The sequence below is a fragment of the Xanthomonas sp. SHU 308 genome, from assembly GCF_000364645.1.
GTDB classification, from domain to species: Bacteria; Pseudomonadota; Gammaproteobacteria; order Xanthomonadales; family Xanthomonadaceae; genus Xanthomonas_A; species Xanthomonas_A sontii.
The window spans coordinates 1-17,127 of sequence record NZ_AQOK01000827.1; the positions used below are offsets into that span (position 1 = coordinate 1).

The window sequence follows — 17,127 nt, forward strand, 5'->3', positions numbered from 1 at the left end:
GCATCGCGCCCGACGGGCGCCAACTCGCCTTTACCTCCGATCGCGACGGCAGCTACGCGCTGTGGTGGGGCAATGTGCGCCAGCCGACCTCGTTGCGGCTGATCGAGGGCGTGCGGCCGGAGACCCGGCAGCCCCTGGCGTGGTCGGCCGACAGCCAGGCGCTGCTGGTCAGCGGCCGCGATGCGCAGGGGCATTCGGCGATCTATGAGGTCCGGCCGCAATCCGGCAGTGTGGCGGCCTTGCCGGTGCCGGCCGGCGAGCCGCTGCAGGCGTTGTACACCGCCGAACCTGGTCAACTGCTGGTCCTGCTGGGCGAGAACGGCCGCACCCGCCTGCAGTTGTACGACCGGCGCGCGGTGCCCTGGCGGCCCTTGGCGACCTTGCCGGATGTTTCCCAGGTCCGCGCTGATCCCGCCACTGGGGAGATCCTGTTCACCCGGCTCGCGCGCAGCGGCCTGTGGCGCGTCGATGCCAGCCTGGACCTGGCCAGCGTGCGTGTCGTGGACGACGGCCTGCCCTCGCTGTGGCGCTACCGCAGCTGGGCGGTGGGCGCCGATGGGGCGGTGCATTACCTGTTCCAGACCGGCGAATGCGCCAGCCGCATGGCACGGATCGACGGTGACCTCGCTGCAAGCGTGTGCCTGGACCGCGACCACTTCAGTGCGGTCAACGGCTTCAGCATCGATCCGCGCAGTGGCGACGCCTATGTGGCACTGGCGGTCGAGGATGGCAGCGAGATCGGCTTCATGCGCGTGCACGAGCAGCCGGAATGGTTCTCGACCATCTCGCACAACTGGCTGATCCGGAAGGAAAAATAGGCTTCGTAAGTTGTTCGTAAGGGCGTCGTGGCGATTTCGGACAACTATCGCCAAGACGTCCTGACCTGCCGCCACATTCGGCAAAGACTGCGCACCGGTTTACGTCAAGCAGGTGCTCGGATGCGGCAATCTTTCCTGGTCGATCATGGACAACAACTGGTGCTGGACGCCGACGACGCGCCGGCGGGTCCGGCCTGCCTGGGCGCGGCGCGCCTGGCCAGCGTGCAGGCCTCGGCGAATGCCTTCACGGTCTGGCTGCAGTTGCGTGGCAGCGCCTGGATCGAGGCCAAGGAGGGGCGTTTCGCCCTGCGCCGCGGCCAGTGGCTGGCCTTCGAACGCGACTCGCGGCCGATGCTGCAGACCGACCGCGACGGCCTGTGCATCGGTCTGAGCCTGGATGGCGAGGCGCTGAAGGCCTTGGGCCGGATGGCCGACGAGACCTTGTATGCGGGGCGCGGCGAGTTGTCGCTGCGCGAGACGCGGACCGCCTTGCGCCTGTGGCGACAGGCGGCGGCGCGGCCCGGCGATGCGTTGGCGATGCGGCCGGTGCTGCTGCATCTGGCCTCCATGCAGGGCGAGTTGTCGCGCCGCGTGCAGCGTTGTCCCGGGCGCTCGCGGATGCGCAAGCGCCAGGTGTTCGGGCGCATGCAGCGTGCGCGGCTGTATCTGGACGGCCATCGCGACCGCGTGGTGCGGATCAGCGAACTGGCCGAGCTGACCAACTTCTCCGGCTGGTACCTGTCCAAGACGTTCCAGAGCCTGTACGAGGAAAGCCCGCAGGCGTTGTCGGCGCGCCTGCGCCTGGAGCGCGCTGCGGACCTGTTGCGCGACACCACCATGATGATCGGCGAGGTGGCCGCCGCCAGCGGATTCGACAACTGCTGCAGCTTCGCGCGGGCGTTCCGCGCACGCTTCGGTGTCTCCGCCTCGCAATATCGCCATGGCAGCACCGTGCCGCCAGAATCGGCAAAGTCTGCAGGCGACAGCGGCAAAGCAGTCGCGCTCACCGGAACGTAACGTGCCGAGGGCGTCTTAACACGCCCCTAACGTTACCCTGGAGAGATTGATGAACCTTCGCACTCCCGCAGTGCGGCTGGGCTTGCTGCCCGCCAGCATCGCGATCGCGTTGACGCCGGCGATTGCCGGCGCGCAAGAAGCCGCCGCCTCGTCCACCACCACGCTGGACCGGATCGAAATCACCGGTTCGCGCATCCGTAGCGCCGACGTTGAAACCCAGCAGCCGATCCTGACCCTGGACCGCCAGGCGCTGGAGCGCCAGGGCTACACCTCGGTCGCCGACGTGCTGCAGAACCTGACCTCGGCCGGCTCGCCGGCGATCTCGCGCGCCGACGCGCTGGCGTCCGGCGAAAACGTCGGCGGTTACTACGTCGACCTACGCAACCTCGGTGCCGAGCGCACCCTGGTGCTGCTGAACGGCAAGCGCCTGGGCGCCACCACCTCCGGCCTGCAGGACCTGAGCCAGGTGCCGATGGCGGCGATCGAGCGCATCGAAGTGCTGAAGGACGGCGCCTCGTCGATCTACGGCTCCGACGCCATTGCCGGCGTGGTCAACGTCATCACCCGCAAGCGCTTCGACGGCGCCGAGGTTTCCGCAGAGTTCGGCCAGTTCGGCGAAGGCGACGGCAAGACCTCGCAGTACTCCTTCACCATCGGCACTCAGGGCGAGCGCGGTGGCGTGGCGCTGACCGCCGAGTACTCCAAGCAGGATCCGGTGTTCGCCAAGAACCGTTGGTTCAGCCGCGACGGCAGCCGTGGCCCGAACTCCACGCCGAGCGGCTGGAGCCCGATCAGCCAGAACGGCAGCTGGTGCAACCCGCTGACCGTGGATTGCTCGGATCCGGACGTGGCGGTGTGGCAGACGCTGAACCAGGGCGGCAACCCGAACAATCCGGCCGACTACCATCCGCTGACCCCGGCCGAGTACGCCAACTCCAACCAGCAGATGATGGTGCAGACCGGCATCGAGCGTAAGTCGGTGTTCGCCAACGCCAACTACGACCTGACCGACTCCATCGTCTTCAACGCCGACGTGCTCTACAACGAGCGCACCACCGATCAGCAGATCGCTGGCTACCCATACGACTCCGCCAGGTTCGGAACCCCGCTGGCCGGCGACAGCGCGTTCAACCCGATCGGCCAGGACGTTGACTTCCGCCGCCGCCTGTGGGAAGTGCCGCGCACCACCGAAAGCAAGCTGAAGACCACGCGCTTCGCGCCGACCATCAGCGGCTCCTTCGAGTTCGCCGACAAGACCTGGGACTGGGACGTCGGTGCGCTGTGGAACCGCAACGAGAGCACCAAGACCGGTCACGGCGACATGAGTCTGATCGCCTCGCGCCAGGCGCTGGGTTCGTCCTTCATCAACGCCAATGGCGTCGCCCAGTGCGGCACCGCCGCCGCGCCGGTGCCGCTGAGCGCCTGCCGCCCGTGGAACCCGCTGCTGCCGTACGGCGTGGCCGGCCCGGGCTCGCTGGCCGATGCGGACACCCAGGCGTTCCTGTTCCCGGACTTCACCGATACCGGCCTGACCAAGACCACCAGCTACACCGCCAACCTGAGCGGCACGCTGGCGACGCTGCCGGCGGGCGACCTCGGCATCGCGGTCGGCTACGAGCACCGCAAGGAAGAAGGTCGTTTCTCGCCGGACGCCTTCGCGCAGTCGGGTGAGAGCACCGGCCTGGGCGCCAAGACCACCGCCGGCAGCTACGATCTGGACGAGTTCTACCTCGAGTTGAACGTGCCGATCCTGGCCGACATGGCGTTCGCCAAGCAGCTGACACTGAACCTGGCCAGCCGCTACTCCGACTACAGCAACTTCGGCGACACGGTGAACTCCAAGTTCGGCTTCACCTGGAAGCCGATCGACGAGCTGCTGGTCCGCGGCACCTACGCCGAGGGCTTCCGCGCCCCGACGATCAGCGATCTGTACGGCGGCCTGAACAGCAGCTTCGAGTCGTACATCGATCCGTGCGGCGTGGGCGCGCCGAACAGCGTCAACGGCAATGCGGCGTGCAGCGCGGCCGGCGTGCCGGTCGGCTACACCCAGCTGGGCCAGGGCTACGTGCCGTGTTCCACCCTTCCTTGCCAGACCCCGGACGAGTTCATCAGCGGCTCCAACCCGAACCTGCGTCCGGAAACCTCCACCAGCAAGACCGCCGGTCTGGTGTGGAGCCCGCGCTGGGTACAGGGCCTGGACATCTCGCTGGATTGGTACCGCTACGAGATCAAGGACATGATCATCGCCGATAGCGTCGACCGCATCCTGCGCGACTGCTACGTGCTGGGCAATGCCGAGCGCTGCGCCGGCGTGACCCGCGCCGCCGACGGCCACATCTCGGCGATGACTTACGGTGTGGCCAACCTCGGCCAGATGGAGACCGAAGGCTACGATCTGGGCATCCGTTACCGTCTGCCGGAAATGGCGTTCGGCAAGATCATGATCGACTGGCAGACCAGCTACGTCAGCAAGTACGACGAAGCCGGCCAGAATCAGGCGGGCGACAACATCACGATCGGCAGCGTCGGCGAGCCGGGCATTTTCCGCGTGCGTTCCAACCTGGGCGTGAACTGGACGCTGGGCGACTTCGGTGTGAATTACACCCTGCGCTACTACTCCGGCATGAAGGAAAAGTGCATCTCGCGCGCCGCGGACTACTGCGATGCGCCGGACCACTTCGCCAATGGAGAGACCGACCCGCTGCGTCACACTGGTGCCAATACCTTCCACGACCTGCAGGTCAACTGGAAGGCGCCCTGGGACGCGACGATCGCCATCGGTGCGAACAATGTGTTCGACCACCGCGGTCCGCTGATGTACTCGGCCCCGGACAGCAGCTTCGCCTACTACGGCGGCTTCGACATCGGTCGCTACGTGTACATGAAGTACACCCAGCGCTTCTGATCGAGCTGTTTGCGTGACACGAAGACGGGCCGCAAGGCCCGTCTTTTTTTGTTCACCCAACTGAGGGGAGACAGGCACACGGCCGACCCGATAAGGTTGGGGTTGTCGAGACAGTCGCGACGGCGCCTACGTTTTCCTCAAGATCCGTGCCGTCTTGCCTGATGTTGAGGGGAACATCTTTGATTTCTGGTATGAGCGCGGCGGCCCGCCTGGGCAATGTGTCGCCGTGCCCATGGCGGCTACCGTTCTACCAAAGCAATCGGTTGAGGCTGGCGTACTCGATGCCAGCGCGGGGCACGCTGGAAAAGTTGCCGGCCAGGAAGTCTTCGACACTGTTCACGCCGGCACCGAAAGCGTGCTGGAACAGCGCCGGGCCGGCGCTGATCCGACGCACACCGGCCTCGCGCAATGCCAGCAGCGACGGTAGCCCGGGAACCGTCATTACGTTGAGCGGCATCGCGACCTTTGCCGCGATCTCGGCAATTTCCTTGATATCGGTGATGCCTGGCACGAAGCCGCCGTCTGCACCTGCGCCCCGGTAGCAAGACAAGCGGTGGATCGCCATGTCCACCGCATCACGCCCGGAAGCGAGGCCGCGCAAGTAAACGTCGGTGCGTGCGTTGATGAACAGCGGCGTGTCGCCGAGAGCCTGACGGGCCATGCGGATCTTCTCCATCAACAGCTCGGGCGTACCTGCACCATCTTCCAGATTGATCCCAACCGCACCGATGGCCGCGATTTCCTTCGCCAGCTCCGCCACGGCGTGCGGGTCGTCGCTATAACCGTCCTCCAGATCGATACTGACCGGAACTGACGAGACACGGGCAATGGCGCGTACCTGATGCAATAGTGCATCGAGCGGTAGTGCACCGCCATCGGCATAGCCGCAAGCCCAGGCCAGAGCCGCACTGCTGGTACCGATAGCTGGAGCGCCTGCCCGTTGCCAGAGTGCTGCGCTGACGGCATCCCAAGCGTTGGCGATTAACAGGGGGGTGTTGGTGCGATGAAGGTCTAAAAACCTGAAAAAAACGGGTGCGCTCATGACGTGTTGCCTTAGGCGGGCGAGTGGCCGAAATGTGGCATCGGCCGCGCTAAGTGTCTTGCCATTTTCGGACATCAACCTCGACAAACCGAAACCTTACCTAAGGCTTGAACTAGGTCAACTTGGCCGCGCCAGCGGACAAGCTCGGCTTGAATGCATCATCAGGCAACTGCACTTGTAGCTGCCCGCACCTATGCGATTGACGGGGCATGCCACCACCGGGCAGACCGCGGACACGTGTTGGCGCGAGTGCACCAGCGTGTCGTGCTGCCGCTGCAACGCCTGCAGCATCCGCTCTCGGTGTACGAGGCCTTGCTGGACATGGCGCGATGGGCCTGCAGCACGAGCGTATCGCCGAGGTGTACGAGCAACGCAAGCTTCACCGGGCTGGGCAGTGACTGGCCGGCTCTGGTGCAGCAAGCGGTGCGCGAGGGCGCCCGCTTCGCCGACTTCTCCTGGAGCTGCGCTCGCGAGCGGGCGACGCGCGCCACGGTCGGGCTCAGGCCGAGGTCAGCCCCATCAGGTTCTCGGCATGCTCGCGCCAGCTCGGCAGCTTGTTGAGCATGCCGGTCTTGGAGAGGTACTCCTCGTCCACCTCCGAGCCGCTGGCCAGCGCCATCGCCACGTGCACCGCGCCGGTGACCCAGAAGCTGCGGGTGCTGGAGCGCTGCGGCTGGCGATGGAAGGCCACCGCCTCGATGATCGGCATCGGCAGGCCCCACAGGCCCAGCAGGTAGGCGCCGGCTTCGGCGTGGCCCGGCCGGGTGTCGTTGGCATCGGTGGGTGGCTCGCGCTCGTCGCGCACGCCCGGCAGCAGCAGGCCGATGTCGGCCAGCAGCGCCGCGGTCGAACCGAGTTCGACGCTGGAGGCCGGCAGCATCTTCGCGGCCAGCTTGGACGCCAGCAGCGAGCGCTGCTGCAGCGCGTTGCGCTCGGCGTTGGACAGCGCCTGCACCGAGAACACTTCGCTGGCCAGGACCAGGTCGCGCAGGGTGGCGGTGCCCAGCCGGGTCACGGCGGTGCGCAGGTCGGAAATGGTGCGGCCGTTGGAGAAGAACGCCGAATTGCACAGCTGCAGCACCTTGGCCGCGATCGCCGGGTCGGCCGAGACCAGCTTGGCCAGGTCGGCGGCGTTGCTGCCCTCGTCCTGCTCCAGCGCATGCATCAGGCTCAGGTACAGATGCGGCGGCGAGGGCAGCTTCTCGATGCGGCCGATGCTGGAACGCAGGCGCGGGTTGCCCAGCAGTTCCTGCAGTTCCTCCAGGCTGGTGACCGCTTCCAGCAGCATTTCCGGGGACAGCGGCAGCGGCAGGAACCGGTGGGCCACGCCGATGATCCGCGCCGGCGGCGCGCGATTGCTCTGTTCGGCCTCGATCAGCGCGATGCGGATGGTTTCCGGGCTCAGCGTGCGGATCTGGCCGAGCAGGGTGGCGGTGGTCAGGTCCGGCAGCGTCGGCGCGGCGATCACCGCATCCAGGCGCACCGTGGCCGCCGCGGCGATCGCGGCATTGCCGTCGGCAACACTCTGGACCTGCCAGTCGTCGCCAAGATCGCGAATGTATTCAGTGACTTCGGACGGAAGGCTGGCTTCGTCGCCGACGAACAGGATGCGCAAGAGACTGTCCCCCAAGAAGAGCCGGATCGCGGACGGACCGGGCTCGGTGATGCCATGGCGCAATGTACCGCAAACCCCGAAGGGCGGCGCCCCGGCAACGGCAAAACGTGAAACGGATCAGCCACGGCGGGGCGGCGGCGCCCCGCCGTGGCGGCGGCTCAGGCGCCGGCTTCGAAGCGGGTCACGGACTCGCGCAGGATGCGCTTGGCTTCCTCGGCGTTGCCCCAGCCGTCGAGCTTGACCCACTTGCCCTTCTCCAGGTCCTTGTAGTGCTCGAAGAAGTGGCCGATGCGCTCCATCCAGTGGCCGGACACCTGGGTGATGTCCTCGATGTGCGCATAGCCCTGGAACACCTTGGCCACCGGCACCGCCAGGATCTTCTCGTCACTGCCGGCCTCGTCGCTCATCTTCAGCACGCCGACCGGGCGGCAGCGCACCACGCAGCCGGGCACCAGCGGCAGCGGTAGCACCACCAGCACGTCGGCCGGGTCGCCGTCGCCGCACAGGGTGTTGGGCACGTAGCCGTAGTTGCACGGGTAGCGCATGGGGGTGGAGAGGATGCGGTCGACGAAGATGGCGCCGCTGGCCTTGTCCACTTCGTACTTGACCGGCTCGGAATCCTTCGGGATTTCGATGACGACGTTGATTTCTTCCGGCAGGTTCTTGCCGGAGGTGACCAGTTCCAGACCCATGCGCTAGCTCCAGTGGAGTGGCTTCTAAAGAGGCAGGCATTCTAGTCGGTTGGCTGTTGCAATGCAGCGCACGGCGGTTCGGAGGATTCCTACAGCGGTTTCGGACTCCATACCGGCCCGCATGGGGCGCATTCCGATGGTGCCGGAATCGGGCGGCGGCGACCCTGTGGCCACTGTCCCCACCCAAGGAGCAAGACGATGAACGGAATCCGGCAATCGATGCTGCCGCTGCTGGCGGTGCTGGTCCTGGCCTGCGGCGGTGCGCAGGCGCGGCAGGCGCAACCGGCTTACGTGGATGCGATGGACTATCCCGACCCGGGCGAGGGCTGGGAGGCGTTCGCCGACCTGGAGCAACGGCTGGCGCACGACTTCGACCAGCTCTGCGGCGACACCTTCTGCGAAGGCGACTACAGCGACTACCGGCCGCTGCGCTATCGCTGCTCGGTGCGCCAGCGCGACGGGGTGATCGGGGAGTGCATCTGGAGCTTCGGCGCCAGCGAGGCCAGTATCGATGCGAACACCGGCCGGGTCGTGGTCGATGCGCGGCTATGGCACTGCCGGACCCCGCTGCAGCCGCAGACCCGGCTGCACGCGCTGTATGCGGCGCTGTCGGGCGAGCGGCCGCTGTTCGCGCCGCTGCCGCACAGCGAGCACAGCATCAACGACGGTCTGATCGACTGCCTGTAGCGGCAAAGGACGCGCAGCAGGCACCGGCATGTCGCCGACGCCCGCTGCGCGTGTGGCTACAGCAGCGGCACCAGCAGCAACGCCACGATGTTGATGATCTTGATCAGCGGATTGATCGCCGGGCCGGCGGTGTCCTTGTACGGGTCGCCGACGGTGTCGCCGGTGACCGCGGCCTTGTGCGCCTCGCTGCCCTTGCCGCCGAAATGGCCGTCCTCGATGTACTTCTTGGCGTTGTCCCATGCGCCGCCGCCGGTGGTCATGGAGATGGCCACGAACAGCCCGGTGACGATGGTGCCGATCAGCAGGCCGCCGAGCGCGCGCGGGCCCAGCAACAGGCCGACCACGATCGGCACCGCCACCGGCAGCAACGAGGGCACGATCATTTCGCGGATCGCCGAGCGGGTCAGCATGTCCACCGCGCGGTCGTATTGCGGCTTGCCGGTGCCCTGCATGATGCCGGCGATCTCGCGGAACTGCCGCCGCACTTCCTCCACCACCGCGCCGGCGGCGCGGCCCACCGCCTCCATTGCCATCGCGCCGAACAGGTAGGGGATCAGGCCGCCGATCAGCAGGCCGATGATCACCGTGTGGTCGGACAGGTCGAAGGCGAAGGTTTCGGTGGGGTGCGCGGCGCGCAGGTTGTGGGTGTAGTCGGCGAACAGCACCAGCGCCGCCAGCGCCGCCGAGCCGATCGCATAACCCTTGGTCACGGCCTTGGTGGTGTTGCCGACCGCGTCCAGCGGGTCGGTGACCGCGCGTACCTCCGGCGGCAGTTCCGCCATCTCGGCGATGCCGCCGGCGTTGTCGGTGATCGGACCGTAGGCGTCCAGCGCCACGATCATGCCGGCCATCGACAGCATCGCGGTGGCGGCGATGGCGATGCCGTACAGGCCGGACAACGCGAACGCACCCCAGATCGCGGCGCACACCGCGATCACCGGCAGCGCGGTGGACTTCATCGAGATGCCGAGCCCGGCGATGATGTTGGTGCCATGGCCGGTGGTCGAGGCCTGCGCCACGTGCTGCACCGGCTTGTACTGGGTGCCGGTGTAGTACTCGGTGATCCACACGATCAGCCCGGTCAGCGCCAGGCCGATCAGCGCACAGCCGTAGAGCTTGCCGGCACCGGCGGCGGTGTCGCCCATCAGTTGCTGGGTCACCGGCCAGAACGCCAGCGCCGCCAGCACCGCCGAGACCACCACGCCCTTGTACAGCGCGCCCATGATCGAGCCGCCCGGGCGCACGCGCACGAAGAAGGTGCCGACGATCGAGGCGACGATCGACACCCCGCCCAGCACCAGCGGATACAGCACCGCGTTGCGCCCGGCCTCGGCGGCCATCAGCCCGCCCAGCAGCATCGTCGCGATCACCGTGACCGCGTAGGTCTCGAACAGGTCGGCGGCCATGCCGGCGCAGTCGCCGACGTTGTCGCCGACGTTGTCGGCGATCACCGCCGGGTTGCGCGGATCGTCCTCGGGAATGCCGGCCTCGACCTTGCCGACCAGGTCCGCGCCGACGTCGGCGCCCTTGGTGAAGATGCCGCCGCCCAGGCGCGCGAAGATCGAGATCAGCGAACTGCCGAAGGCCAGGCCGACCAGCGCATGCAGGCTGTCGCCCACGCTGTGTCCCAGCCACTGCAGCAGGCCGTAGTAGCCGGCAACGCCGATCAGGCCCAGCCCGACCACCAGCATCCCGGTGATCGCGCCGCCGCGGAACGCGACCGCCATCGCCGGCGCCAACCCGCGCCGCGCCGCTTCGGCGGTACGCACGTTGGCGCGCACCGACAGGTTCATGCCGATGTAGCCGGCGACCCCGGACAGCACCGCGCCGATCGCGAAGCCGCCGGCGGTGTACCAGCTCAGGAACACCCCGACCAGCACCAGCAGGACCACGCCGGCGATGGCGATGGTCAGGTACTGTCGGTTGAGGTAGGCGCGGGCGCCTTCCTGGATCGCATCGGCGATCTGCCGCATGCGTTCGTTGCCGGCGGGCTGCGCCAGGATCCAGCGCGTGGAGACGATGCCGTAGAGCACCGCCAGAGCCGCGCACGCCAGTGCCACGGTGACCGCATATCGTTCCAGCATGACCCCTCCCAAGGATGTGGATGGCGCCCAAGCGCTGGACATACCGGGGGATCACACCGTAGGAGCTGAAGCATGCAACGACTCCGCGGCCACAACGCGCGCCGCTGGTGCGTATCGCAATGTCATCTGGCCTGAACGTGGGCGAGTATGCGCCTGCCTCCGTGATGCCGCCAGCGACCAGGCAGGGCGTCTCACTTTTGGCGTGCGGTTCAGTCTGTGCGTGGCAGCGTGGCGCATCGCTTCCCAGGAGCCCTCCGATGCAATCGACGATTTCCCCAAGGCTGCGCGCACGCGCCTCGATCGTGGCCCTCGGCCTGTGTGCGCTGGCGCCGCTGGCCGCTGCAGCCGCCGACCCGACCCCGGAACTGCAGCGCCCGGCCAGCGCGCCGCAGGCGGTGGGCGTGGTGCATACCATCCGCCAGATCCCCGAGGCCTGCGTGCGCTTCGAGGGCGAGTACACCGGCGATGCGGCGCAGCCCTACCGCTTCTCCGCGGTGCGCAGCAGCCCGACCTGCCAGCCGCGCGCCAGGCTGGTCGAGTTCGATCAGGCCAAGCCCAGCGAGGCCACCGGCTGGAAGTTCAACGACCTGATCCGCGTGCCCAGCGCCGCCTGTCCGTCGCAGCAGGCGGTGGTGCGGGTGTGGCGCAAGCCGGTGGCGCTGAACACCGAGCGCGATGGTCAGGGCCAGTCGCGGATCTATCTGGAAGAGGCCAAGCAGCAGGCGGCCGCCGGCAAGGTCCCGCAGGTGCCGCAGTTCACCGCGCAGATGACGGTGGAAGGCAAGGCCTGCCGCTGAGCGGGAGGATTGTCGAGCCGCCTCGGCCTTCACGCCTGCATCGCGCAGGCAGGGCGGCTGCGACCGGTGCTGCGTATGCGCGACGGTGATGTGGCTGTCGTGAGGCCGCACAGGCACGGCGCATGCGATCCCTGGATGCCTGCGTAAAGCAGGATCCAGGACAGGCTTGGCGGCTTTGCGCTTTGCGTTGCTGTCGCACTTCTTGACCGTCGCCGATCCGTCGCATGCGGCGCCTCAGGTCGGCACGTTGCTGGTGTGCCGTCGCCGCCATTCGTCGGCGACGTCGCCCATGGTCTTGGCGACGCCATTCCTGATCCAGGCCATGAGCGCGCGGTCGAACGCGAAGCCGTCGCCGCACATGGTCACGAGGAAGCGGCGCACGTTCTGCGTGTTGCGATAGTGCTCGTCCACCGGCGTCGCACGGGTGATGGGATCGCTGTGCCAATCGAAGCGCATGTGGCCGGACGCGCTGCTTGGGTCTTCGTGCGTGTCGCGCATCCTGGCGGCCTCGTCTTCTCTCAAGCTGCAGGCAATCCGACATCCGTGGTGGATGAGCCAGGACCCCTGCAGCATCCTGTCGCGTCCCTCGATCGTCCGGCGCGGCGCCTGCAGAGGCTGGCGCCAACGGCGACATCACGCGCGCGACGGCATGCGCCGATGACGTCATGCCGATCGTGCGCCCGCGCTGTCAGCCCTCCCAGGCCGGCAGCTTCTTCTTCACCGCCACGTTCTTCAGCGCCACGTACTTGGGCAGCCCATCCGTGCCGTAGGGCAGCGGCGCCTCGCCGCGGATCAGCGGCTGCAGATAGCGGCGCGCCTTGTCGGTGATGCCGAAGCCGTCCTTGCGCAGGAAACCGGCCGGCATCTTCTTCTCGTGGTTGGCGACCTTGTGCAGTGGCGCCGCCTCGATCTTCCAGCGGTACGGCGCATCGCTGCTGCGCACGATCGCCGGCATCACCGCGTTCATGCCCTTCAGCGCGAACTGCACCGCGGCCTTGCCGACCGCCTGCGCCTGCTCCCAGTCGGTGCGCGAGGCGAGGTGGCGGGCCGAACGCTGCAGGTAGTCGGGCAGGGTCCAGTGCACCTTGTAGCCAAGTTCGGCCTTGACCTTGCCGGCCAGGTAGGACGCCACGCCGCCGAGCTGGCTGTGTCCGAACGCATCGGTGCCGCCGCCGGCATCGGCGACGAAGCGGCCGTCGGCGGTCTGGATGCCTTCGCTGGCCACCACCACGCACCAGCCGACCTTGTCCACCACCTTGCGCACCTGCGCCAGGAAGGCGGCCTCGTCGTAGGCGCGTTCGGGGAACAGGATGATCTGCGGCGCGTCGTCCGGCGATTGCGCGGCCAGGCCGGCGGCGGCGGCCAGCCAGCCGGCATGGCGGCCCATGGCCTCGTAGACAAATACCTTGGTCGAGGTTTCGGCCATCGCCGCCACGTCCAGCGCCGCCTCGCGCACCGACACCGCGGTGTACTTGGCCGCCGAGCCGAAGCCCGGGCAGGTGTCGGTGACCGCCAGGTCGTTGTCGATGGTCTTGGGCACGCCGATGCAGTGCAGCGGGTAGCCGAACGCCTGCGCCAGCTGCGACACCTTCCACGCGGTGTCGGCCGAATCGTTGCCGCCGTTGTAGAGGAAGTAGCGCACGTCGTGCGCCTGCAGCACCTGCAGCAGGCGCTCGTACTTGGCGCGGTCGGCTTCCAGCGACTTGAGCTTGTAGCGGCACGAGCCGAACGCGCCGCCGGGGGTGTGGGCCAGCGCGGCGATCGCCGCCGCCGACTCCTTGGAGGTGTCGATCAGGTCCTCGCGCAGCGCGCCGAGGATGCCGTTGCGCGCGGCCAGCACCTTGACCTTGCGCGCCCGCGCTTCGCCGATGACGGCGGCGGCGCTGGCGTTGATGACGGCGGTGACGCCGCCGGACTGGGCGTACAGCAGGGTGCCTTGGGCCATGGTCGGGGTTCGCTCCTGGGGTGGGGACATTGCCGGGACATTGCCCGGATGCGGTAAGCTGGGGATCTAGCGGTGCAGCGCAGGCGTGGCCCCCGAGTCTAACGCCGCCGGCCGCGCACGGTACTTTCCTCGAGGAGTCAGGTTGATGCGATTGGTTCTGTTGGGACCGCCCGGATCGGGCAAGGGCACGCAGGCGGCCCGCCTGAAGGACAAGCTGCAGATCCCGCACATCTCCACCGGCGATCTGCTGCGCGCCGAAGTCGCCGCCGGCACCCCGCTGGGCGTGCAGGCCAAGGAAGTGATGGCGCGCGGCGACCTGGTCTCCGACGACATCCTGCTCGGCATGCTCGAATCGCGCCTCGGCCGCGACGACGTGCGCAACGGCTTCATCCTCGACGGCTACCCGCGCAACCTGGCCCAGGCCGGCGCGCTGGACGAACTGCTGGCCAAGATCGGTCAGCCGCTGGACGCGGTGGTGCAGCTGGACGTGGCCAACGAACTGCTGGTCGAGCGCATCGCCGGCCGCGCCAAGGCCGAAGGCCGCGAGGACGACAATCCCGAGTCGGTGCGCAAGCGCCTGCAGGTCTACACCGATTCGACCGCGCCGGTGATCGGCTTCTACGACAAGCGCGGCACGCTGGCGCGGGTCGATGGCGTCGGCTCGCTGGACGAGGTGCTCGCCCGCATCCTGGCGGCGATCGGCCGCTGAGGCGGCACGGCACGCCGGCGCCCGCCGCGGGTGCCGGTCGTGCAGACGGCGCCGTACCGGTGGCGGTGCGCCTTCCGTCACGACGCGCCACGTCCGCCCGTACGAGCGGTTTCCCGACACGCATACCCGGTAAGGCCCGTCGCGGCTGAAGCCGCTCCTGCGGCGGGGAAGCGACGTAAGGACATGTCCTGCTGCGCTGCGCACAGCGAGTAGCCACCGTGGGCGCGCATCCCGCCTGCCAATGGAGGGCCGGGATCGGGGAAAGAAGGCGCCAGCGAACGGGCTTGCTCAGAGCCCCACGACATGAGCTCCCTTGGGGATGGTCTCTTGGGGAGTAGAACCACAGGGTGTCGAGGCTGGCCCGTTCATTCTCGGCGTCGGCTCCCGACTTGCCTATCGGGGACTTTCCTCAGCGGATGTGGGGGATTCCCTACTTGACGGCGCCGCGCCACGATTGCCCCGGATCGGTCCCACGGCCTGCCTGCCACGGCCAACGGCCGCACCTGCGCAGGTTTGCGTGCGCCGGGGGATCGGCGACAATCCGGCCATGAGCAAGATCCATATTCTCGGCATCGCCGGTACGTTCATGGGCGGTGTCGCCGCGCTGGCGCGCGAACTCGGCCATGCGGTCGAGGGCAGCGACCAGGCGATCTACCCGCCGATGTCCACACAGCTGGAACACCTGGGCATCGCGCTGAAGCAGGGCTACCTGCCCGAGCACATCGCCGCGGACTGCGACCAGGTGATCGTCGGCAACGCGCTGTCGCGCGGCAACGCGGCGGTGGAGGCGGTGCTCGACGCCGGGCGCGCCTACACCTCCGGGGCGCAATGGCTGAGCGAGCAGGTGCTGCCGGGGCGCGACACCCTGGCGGTGGCCGGCACCCACGGCAAGACCACCACCACCAGCATCCTGACCTGGCTGCTGCAGGCCGCCGGGCGCGAGCCGGGCTTTCTGATCGGCGGAGTGGCCGAGGACTTCGGCGTGTCCGCGCGGCTGGGGCGTGCGGCTGCCGAACCCGCATCCGGCGCTGCGCGCCACCTTCTCCCGGAGGGAGAAGGACATCAGGGGCCGGCCCTGGCGGGCCGCCCGCTGTTTGTGGTCGAGGCCGACGAGTACGACACCGCGTTCTTCGACAAGCGCAGCAAGTTCGTGCACTACCGGCCGCTGGTGGCGATCCTCAACAATCTCGAGTACGACCACGCCGACATCTTCCCCGACGTCGCCGCGATCCAGCGCCAGTTTCACCATCTGGTGCGGACCGTGCCGCGCCGCGGGCGGCTGATCGTCAATGGCGAGGACGCGCACCTGCGCGAGGTGCTGGCGATGGGCTGCTGGACCCCGGTGGAGCGCTTCGGCTTCGATCCCGGCTTCGACTGGAGCGCGCGCCTGATCGCCGCCGATGGCAGCCGCTTCGCGGTGCTGCACCAGGGTCGCGAACTGGGCGAGGTGGACTGGCCGCTGCTCGGTCGCCACAACGTGATGAACGCGCTGGCCGCGCTGGCCGCCGCCCATGCGGTGGGCGTGGTGCCGGCGCAGGTGATGCCGGCGCTGGCGCGCTTCCGCAGCGTCAAGCGGCGTCTGGAAGTGCTCGGCCAGGCGCAGGGCATCACCGTGTACGACGACTTCGCCCATCATCCCACCGCTATCCGCACCACGCTCGAAGGCCTGCGCGCGAAGGTCGGCGCGGCGCGCATCGTGGTGGCGATGGAGCCGCGCAGCAATTCGATGCGGCTGGGCGCGCATGCCGAAGCGCTGGCGCCGTCGCTGGAAGCCGCCGACGCGGTGGTGTTCCTGCAGCGGCCGGAACTGGCCTGGGATGCGGGCAAGGTGATCGCCGCGGTACGCGGCGAGGCCTGCGCGGTGCCCGACGTGGACGCCCTGCTGGCCGCGCTGCAGGCACAGGCGCGCGCGGGCGACCATGTGGTGTTCATGTCCAACGGCGGCTTCGACGGCGCACCACGCCGCTTCCTGGCCGCGCTGCAATGAACGTCGTCGGGCACGGCGGAGCCGGCGCGTGAGCGCGCAGCGGACCACGCTGCCGCTGTTCCCGCTGCACGCGGTGTTGCTGCCCGGCGCCTCGATCAAGCTGCGGGTGTTCGAGCGCCGCTATCTGGACCTGGTCCGCGAATGTGGGCGCAGCGACAGCGGCTTCGGCGTCTGCCTGATCCTGGACGGCAGCGAGACCGGCGCCCCGGCGGTGCCGGCGGCGTTCGGCACCGAGGCGCGCATCGTCGATTTCGATGTCGGCGCCGATGGCGTGCTGGTGCTGAGCTTGCGTGGCGCGCGGCGCTTCCACGTGCTGCGCAGCCGGGTCCGCGACAACGGCCTGGTGGTCGGCGACGTGGAATGGCGCGAGGCCGATGGCGACGACGAACTGCGTCCGCAGCACGCGCTGTTGGCGACGGTACTCGACAGCATTCTCGACCAGGCCGCCGCGGTGTATCCGCTGGCCGGTCCGCGCCAGCTCGACCAGGCCGCCTGGGTCGGCTGGCGCATGGCCGAACTGCTGCCGCTGGACGAGCGCCAGCGCCTGTCGCTGCTGCAGGAAGACGACCCGCACGCGCGACTGGACCAGTTGCTGGCCTGGATTCCCTGAGCGAGGCAGGCGAGGGCGGTGTCGCCGTCCTGGCCTGACGTGGAGCGCGGCGGCCGGCATCCGTGCGGCGCTGCGCCATCATCGCCACGATCGCCGCGCGTTGTTCTCGATGGGTCATGCCACAGGCGGGCCACGTGCGCGCCGCAGCCGGCATTCAGCGCGCCGCTAGCAGGCGCGGGCCACGCTTGGCAGCGATCGGCGGCCGCGCCCGGCCGCCGG

General features: G+C 68.5%; 13 protein-coding genes and 1 pseudogene. 8 read left to right on the forward strand and 6 right to left on the reverse strand.

Annotated elements, in window-relative coordinates:
• The 3 genes and pseudogenes from D588_RS0121605 to D588_RS0121615 form a co-directional block, all read left to right on the forward strand.
• Positions 1-818, forward strand: a pseudogene (locus tag D588_RS0121605) (PD40 domain-containing protein); the annotation flags it as partial.
• 120 nt (positions 819-938) lie between these two features.
• Complete coding sequence (locus D588_RS0121610; protein WP_017917483.1) at positions 939-1,835, forward strand: helix-turn-helix transcriptional regulator; 897 nt, start codon at positions 939-941, stop codon at positions 1,833-1,835.
• Positions 1,836-1,884: 49 nt separating this feature from the next.
• Complete coding sequence (locus D588_RS0121615; RefSeq protein WP_026143976.1) at positions 1,885-4,740, forward strand: TonB-dependent receptor; 2,856 nt, start codon at positions 1,885-1,887, stop codon at positions 4,738-4,740.
• Between the two features lie 247 nt (positions 4,741-4,987).
• On the opposite strand, the gene D588_RS0121620 is transcribed toward D588_RS0121615, so the two are convergent.
• From D588_RS0121620 to ppa, 3 genes are all read right to left on the reverse strand, one after another.
• Positions 4,988-5,782, reverse strand: a complete 795-nt coding sequence (locus D588_RS0121620; RefSeq protein ID WP_026144678.1) for an isocitrate lyase/phosphoenolpyruvate mutase family protein — start codon at positions 5,780-5,782, stop codon at positions 4,988-4,990.
• 499 nt (positions 5,783-6,281) lie between these two features.
• The gene (locus D588_RS0121625) at positions 6,282-7,397 is read right to left on the reverse strand and encodes an HDOD domain-containing protein (RefSeq protein WP_017910507.1); all 1,116 of its coding nucleotides are present in this window, start codon (positions 7,395-7,397) and stop codon (positions 6,282-6,284) included.
• A gap of 158 nt (positions 7,398-7,555) precedes the next feature.
• Positions 7,556-8,089 carry an inorganic diphosphatase gene (ppa, locus tag D588_RS0121630; RefSeq protein WP_017917485.1) on the reverse strand — a complete coding sequence of 178 codons (534 nt, stop codon included), beginning with the start codon at positions 8,087-8,089 and terminating at the stop codon, positions 7,556-7,558.
• A gap of 198 nt (positions 8,090-8,287) precedes the next feature.
• Between ppa and D588_RS0121635 the strand changes: the two genes are divergently transcribed.
• Positions 8,288-8,776, forward strand: coding sequence for a hypothetical protein (locus tag D588_RS0121635; RefSeq protein ID WP_043086773.1), 489 nt, complete (start codon positions 8,288-8,290; stop codon positions 8,774-8,776).
• A 56-nt stretch (positions 8,777-8,832) separates the two neighbouring features.
• Here D588_RS0121635 and D588_RS0121640 read toward each other — a convergent pair whose 3' ends face one another.
• Positions 8,833-10,860: a sodium-translocating pyrophosphatase gene (locus D588_RS0121640; RefSeq protein ID WP_017917487.1), complete on the reverse strand. Its 2,028-nt coding sequence runs from the start codon at positions 10,858-10,860 to the stop codon at positions 8,833-8,835.
• Positions 10,861-11,117: 257 nt separating this feature from the next.
• Between D588_RS0121640 and D588_RS0121645 the strand changes: the two genes are divergently transcribed.
• Complete coding sequence (locus D588_RS0121645; protein ID WP_039728804.1) at positions 11,118-11,657, forward strand: hypothetical protein; 540 nt, start codon at positions 11,118-11,120, stop codon at positions 11,655-11,657.
• A 234-nt stretch (positions 11,658-11,891) separates the two neighbouring features.
• On the opposite strand, the gene D588_RS0121650 is transcribed toward D588_RS0121645, so the two are convergent.
• Complete coding sequence (locus tag D588_RS0121650; protein WP_232764347.1) at positions 11,892-12,230, reverse strand: DUF6434 domain-containing protein; 339 nt, start codon at positions 12,228-12,230, stop codon at positions 11,892-11,894.
• A gap of 115 nt (positions 12,231-12,345) precedes the next feature.
• Positions 12,346-13,602 carry a 6-phosphofructokinase gene (locus D588_RS0121655; protein ID WP_017917489.1) on the reverse strand — a complete coding sequence of 419 codons (1,257 nt, stop codon included), beginning with the start codon at positions 13,600-13,602 and terminating at the stop codon, positions 12,346-12,348.
• 145 nt (positions 13,603-13,747) lie between these two features.
• Between D588_RS0121655 and D588_RS0121660 the strand changes: the two genes are divergently transcribed.
• From D588_RS0121660 to D588_RS0121670, 3 genes are all read left to right on the forward strand, one after another.
• Entirely contained in the window at positions 13,748-14,311 is a 564-nt protein-coding gene (locus tag D588_RS0121660) for an adenylate kinase (protein ID WP_026143979.1), read from the forward strand.
• Positions 14,312-14,858: 547 nt separating this feature from the next.
• Positions 14,859-16,298 (forward strand): UDP-N-acetylmuramate:L-alanyl-gamma-D-glutamyl-meso-diaminopimelate ligase, encoded by a 1,440-nt coding sequence (mpl, locus tag D588_RS0121665; protein ID WP_017917491.1) that lies wholly within the window; start codon positions 14,859-14,861, stop codon positions 16,296-16,298.
• A 28-nt stretch (positions 16,299-16,326) separates the two neighbouring features.
• Complete coding sequence (locus D588_RS0121670) at positions 16,327-16,908, forward strand: LON peptidase substrate-binding domain-containing protein (protein WP_017917492.1); 582 nt, start codon at positions 16,327-16,329, stop codon at positions 16,906-16,908.
• Positions 16,909-17,127 lie beyond the last annotated feature (219 nt).

Bases quoted from the DNA above. Each gene is read 5' to 3' on its own strand.
- mpl (WP_017917491.1), top strand. From the start codon at position 14,859: ATGAGCAAGATCCATATTCTCGGCATCGCCGGTACGTTCATGGGCGGT.
- ppa (WP_017917485.1), bottom strand. From the start codon at position 8,089: ATGGGTCTGGAACTGGTCACCTCCGGCAAGAACCTGCCGGAAGAAATC.
- D588_RS0121650 (WP_232764347.1), bottom strand. From the start codon at position 12,230: ATGCTGCAGGGGTCCTGGCTCATCCACCACGGATGTCGGATTGCCTGC.
- D588_RS0121610 (WP_017917483.1), top strand. From the start codon at position 939: ATGCGGCAATCTTTCCTGGTCGATCATGGACAACAACTGGTGCTGGAC.
- D588_RS0121660 (WP_026143979.1), top strand. From the start codon at position 13,748: ATGCGATTGGTTCTGTTGGGACCGCCCGGATCGGGCAAGGGCACGCAG.
- D588_RS0121635 (WP_043086773.1), top strand. From the start codon at position 8,288: ATGAACGGAATCCGGCAATCGATGCTGCCGCTGCTGGCGGTGCTGGTC.
- D588_RS0121615 (WP_026143976.1), top strand. From the start codon at position 1,885: ATGAACCTTCGCACTCCCGCAGTGCGGCTGGGCTTGCTGCCCGCCAGC.
- D588_RS0121655 (WP_017917489.1), bottom strand. From the start codon at position 13,602: ATGGCCCAAGGCACCCTGCTGTACGCCCAGTCCGGCGGCGTCACCGCC.
- D588_RS0121645 (WP_039728804.1), top strand. From the start codon at position 11,118: ATGCAATCGACGATTTCCCCAAGGCTGCGCGCACGCGCCTCGATCGTG.
- D588_RS0121620 (WP_026144678.1), bottom strand. From the start codon at position 5,782: ATGAGCGCACCCGTTTTTTTCAGGTTTTTAGACCTTCATCGCACCAAC.
- D588_RS0121640 (WP_017917487.1), bottom strand. From the start codon at position 10,860: ATGCTGGAACGATATGCGGTCACCGTGGCACTGGCGTGCGCGGCTCTG.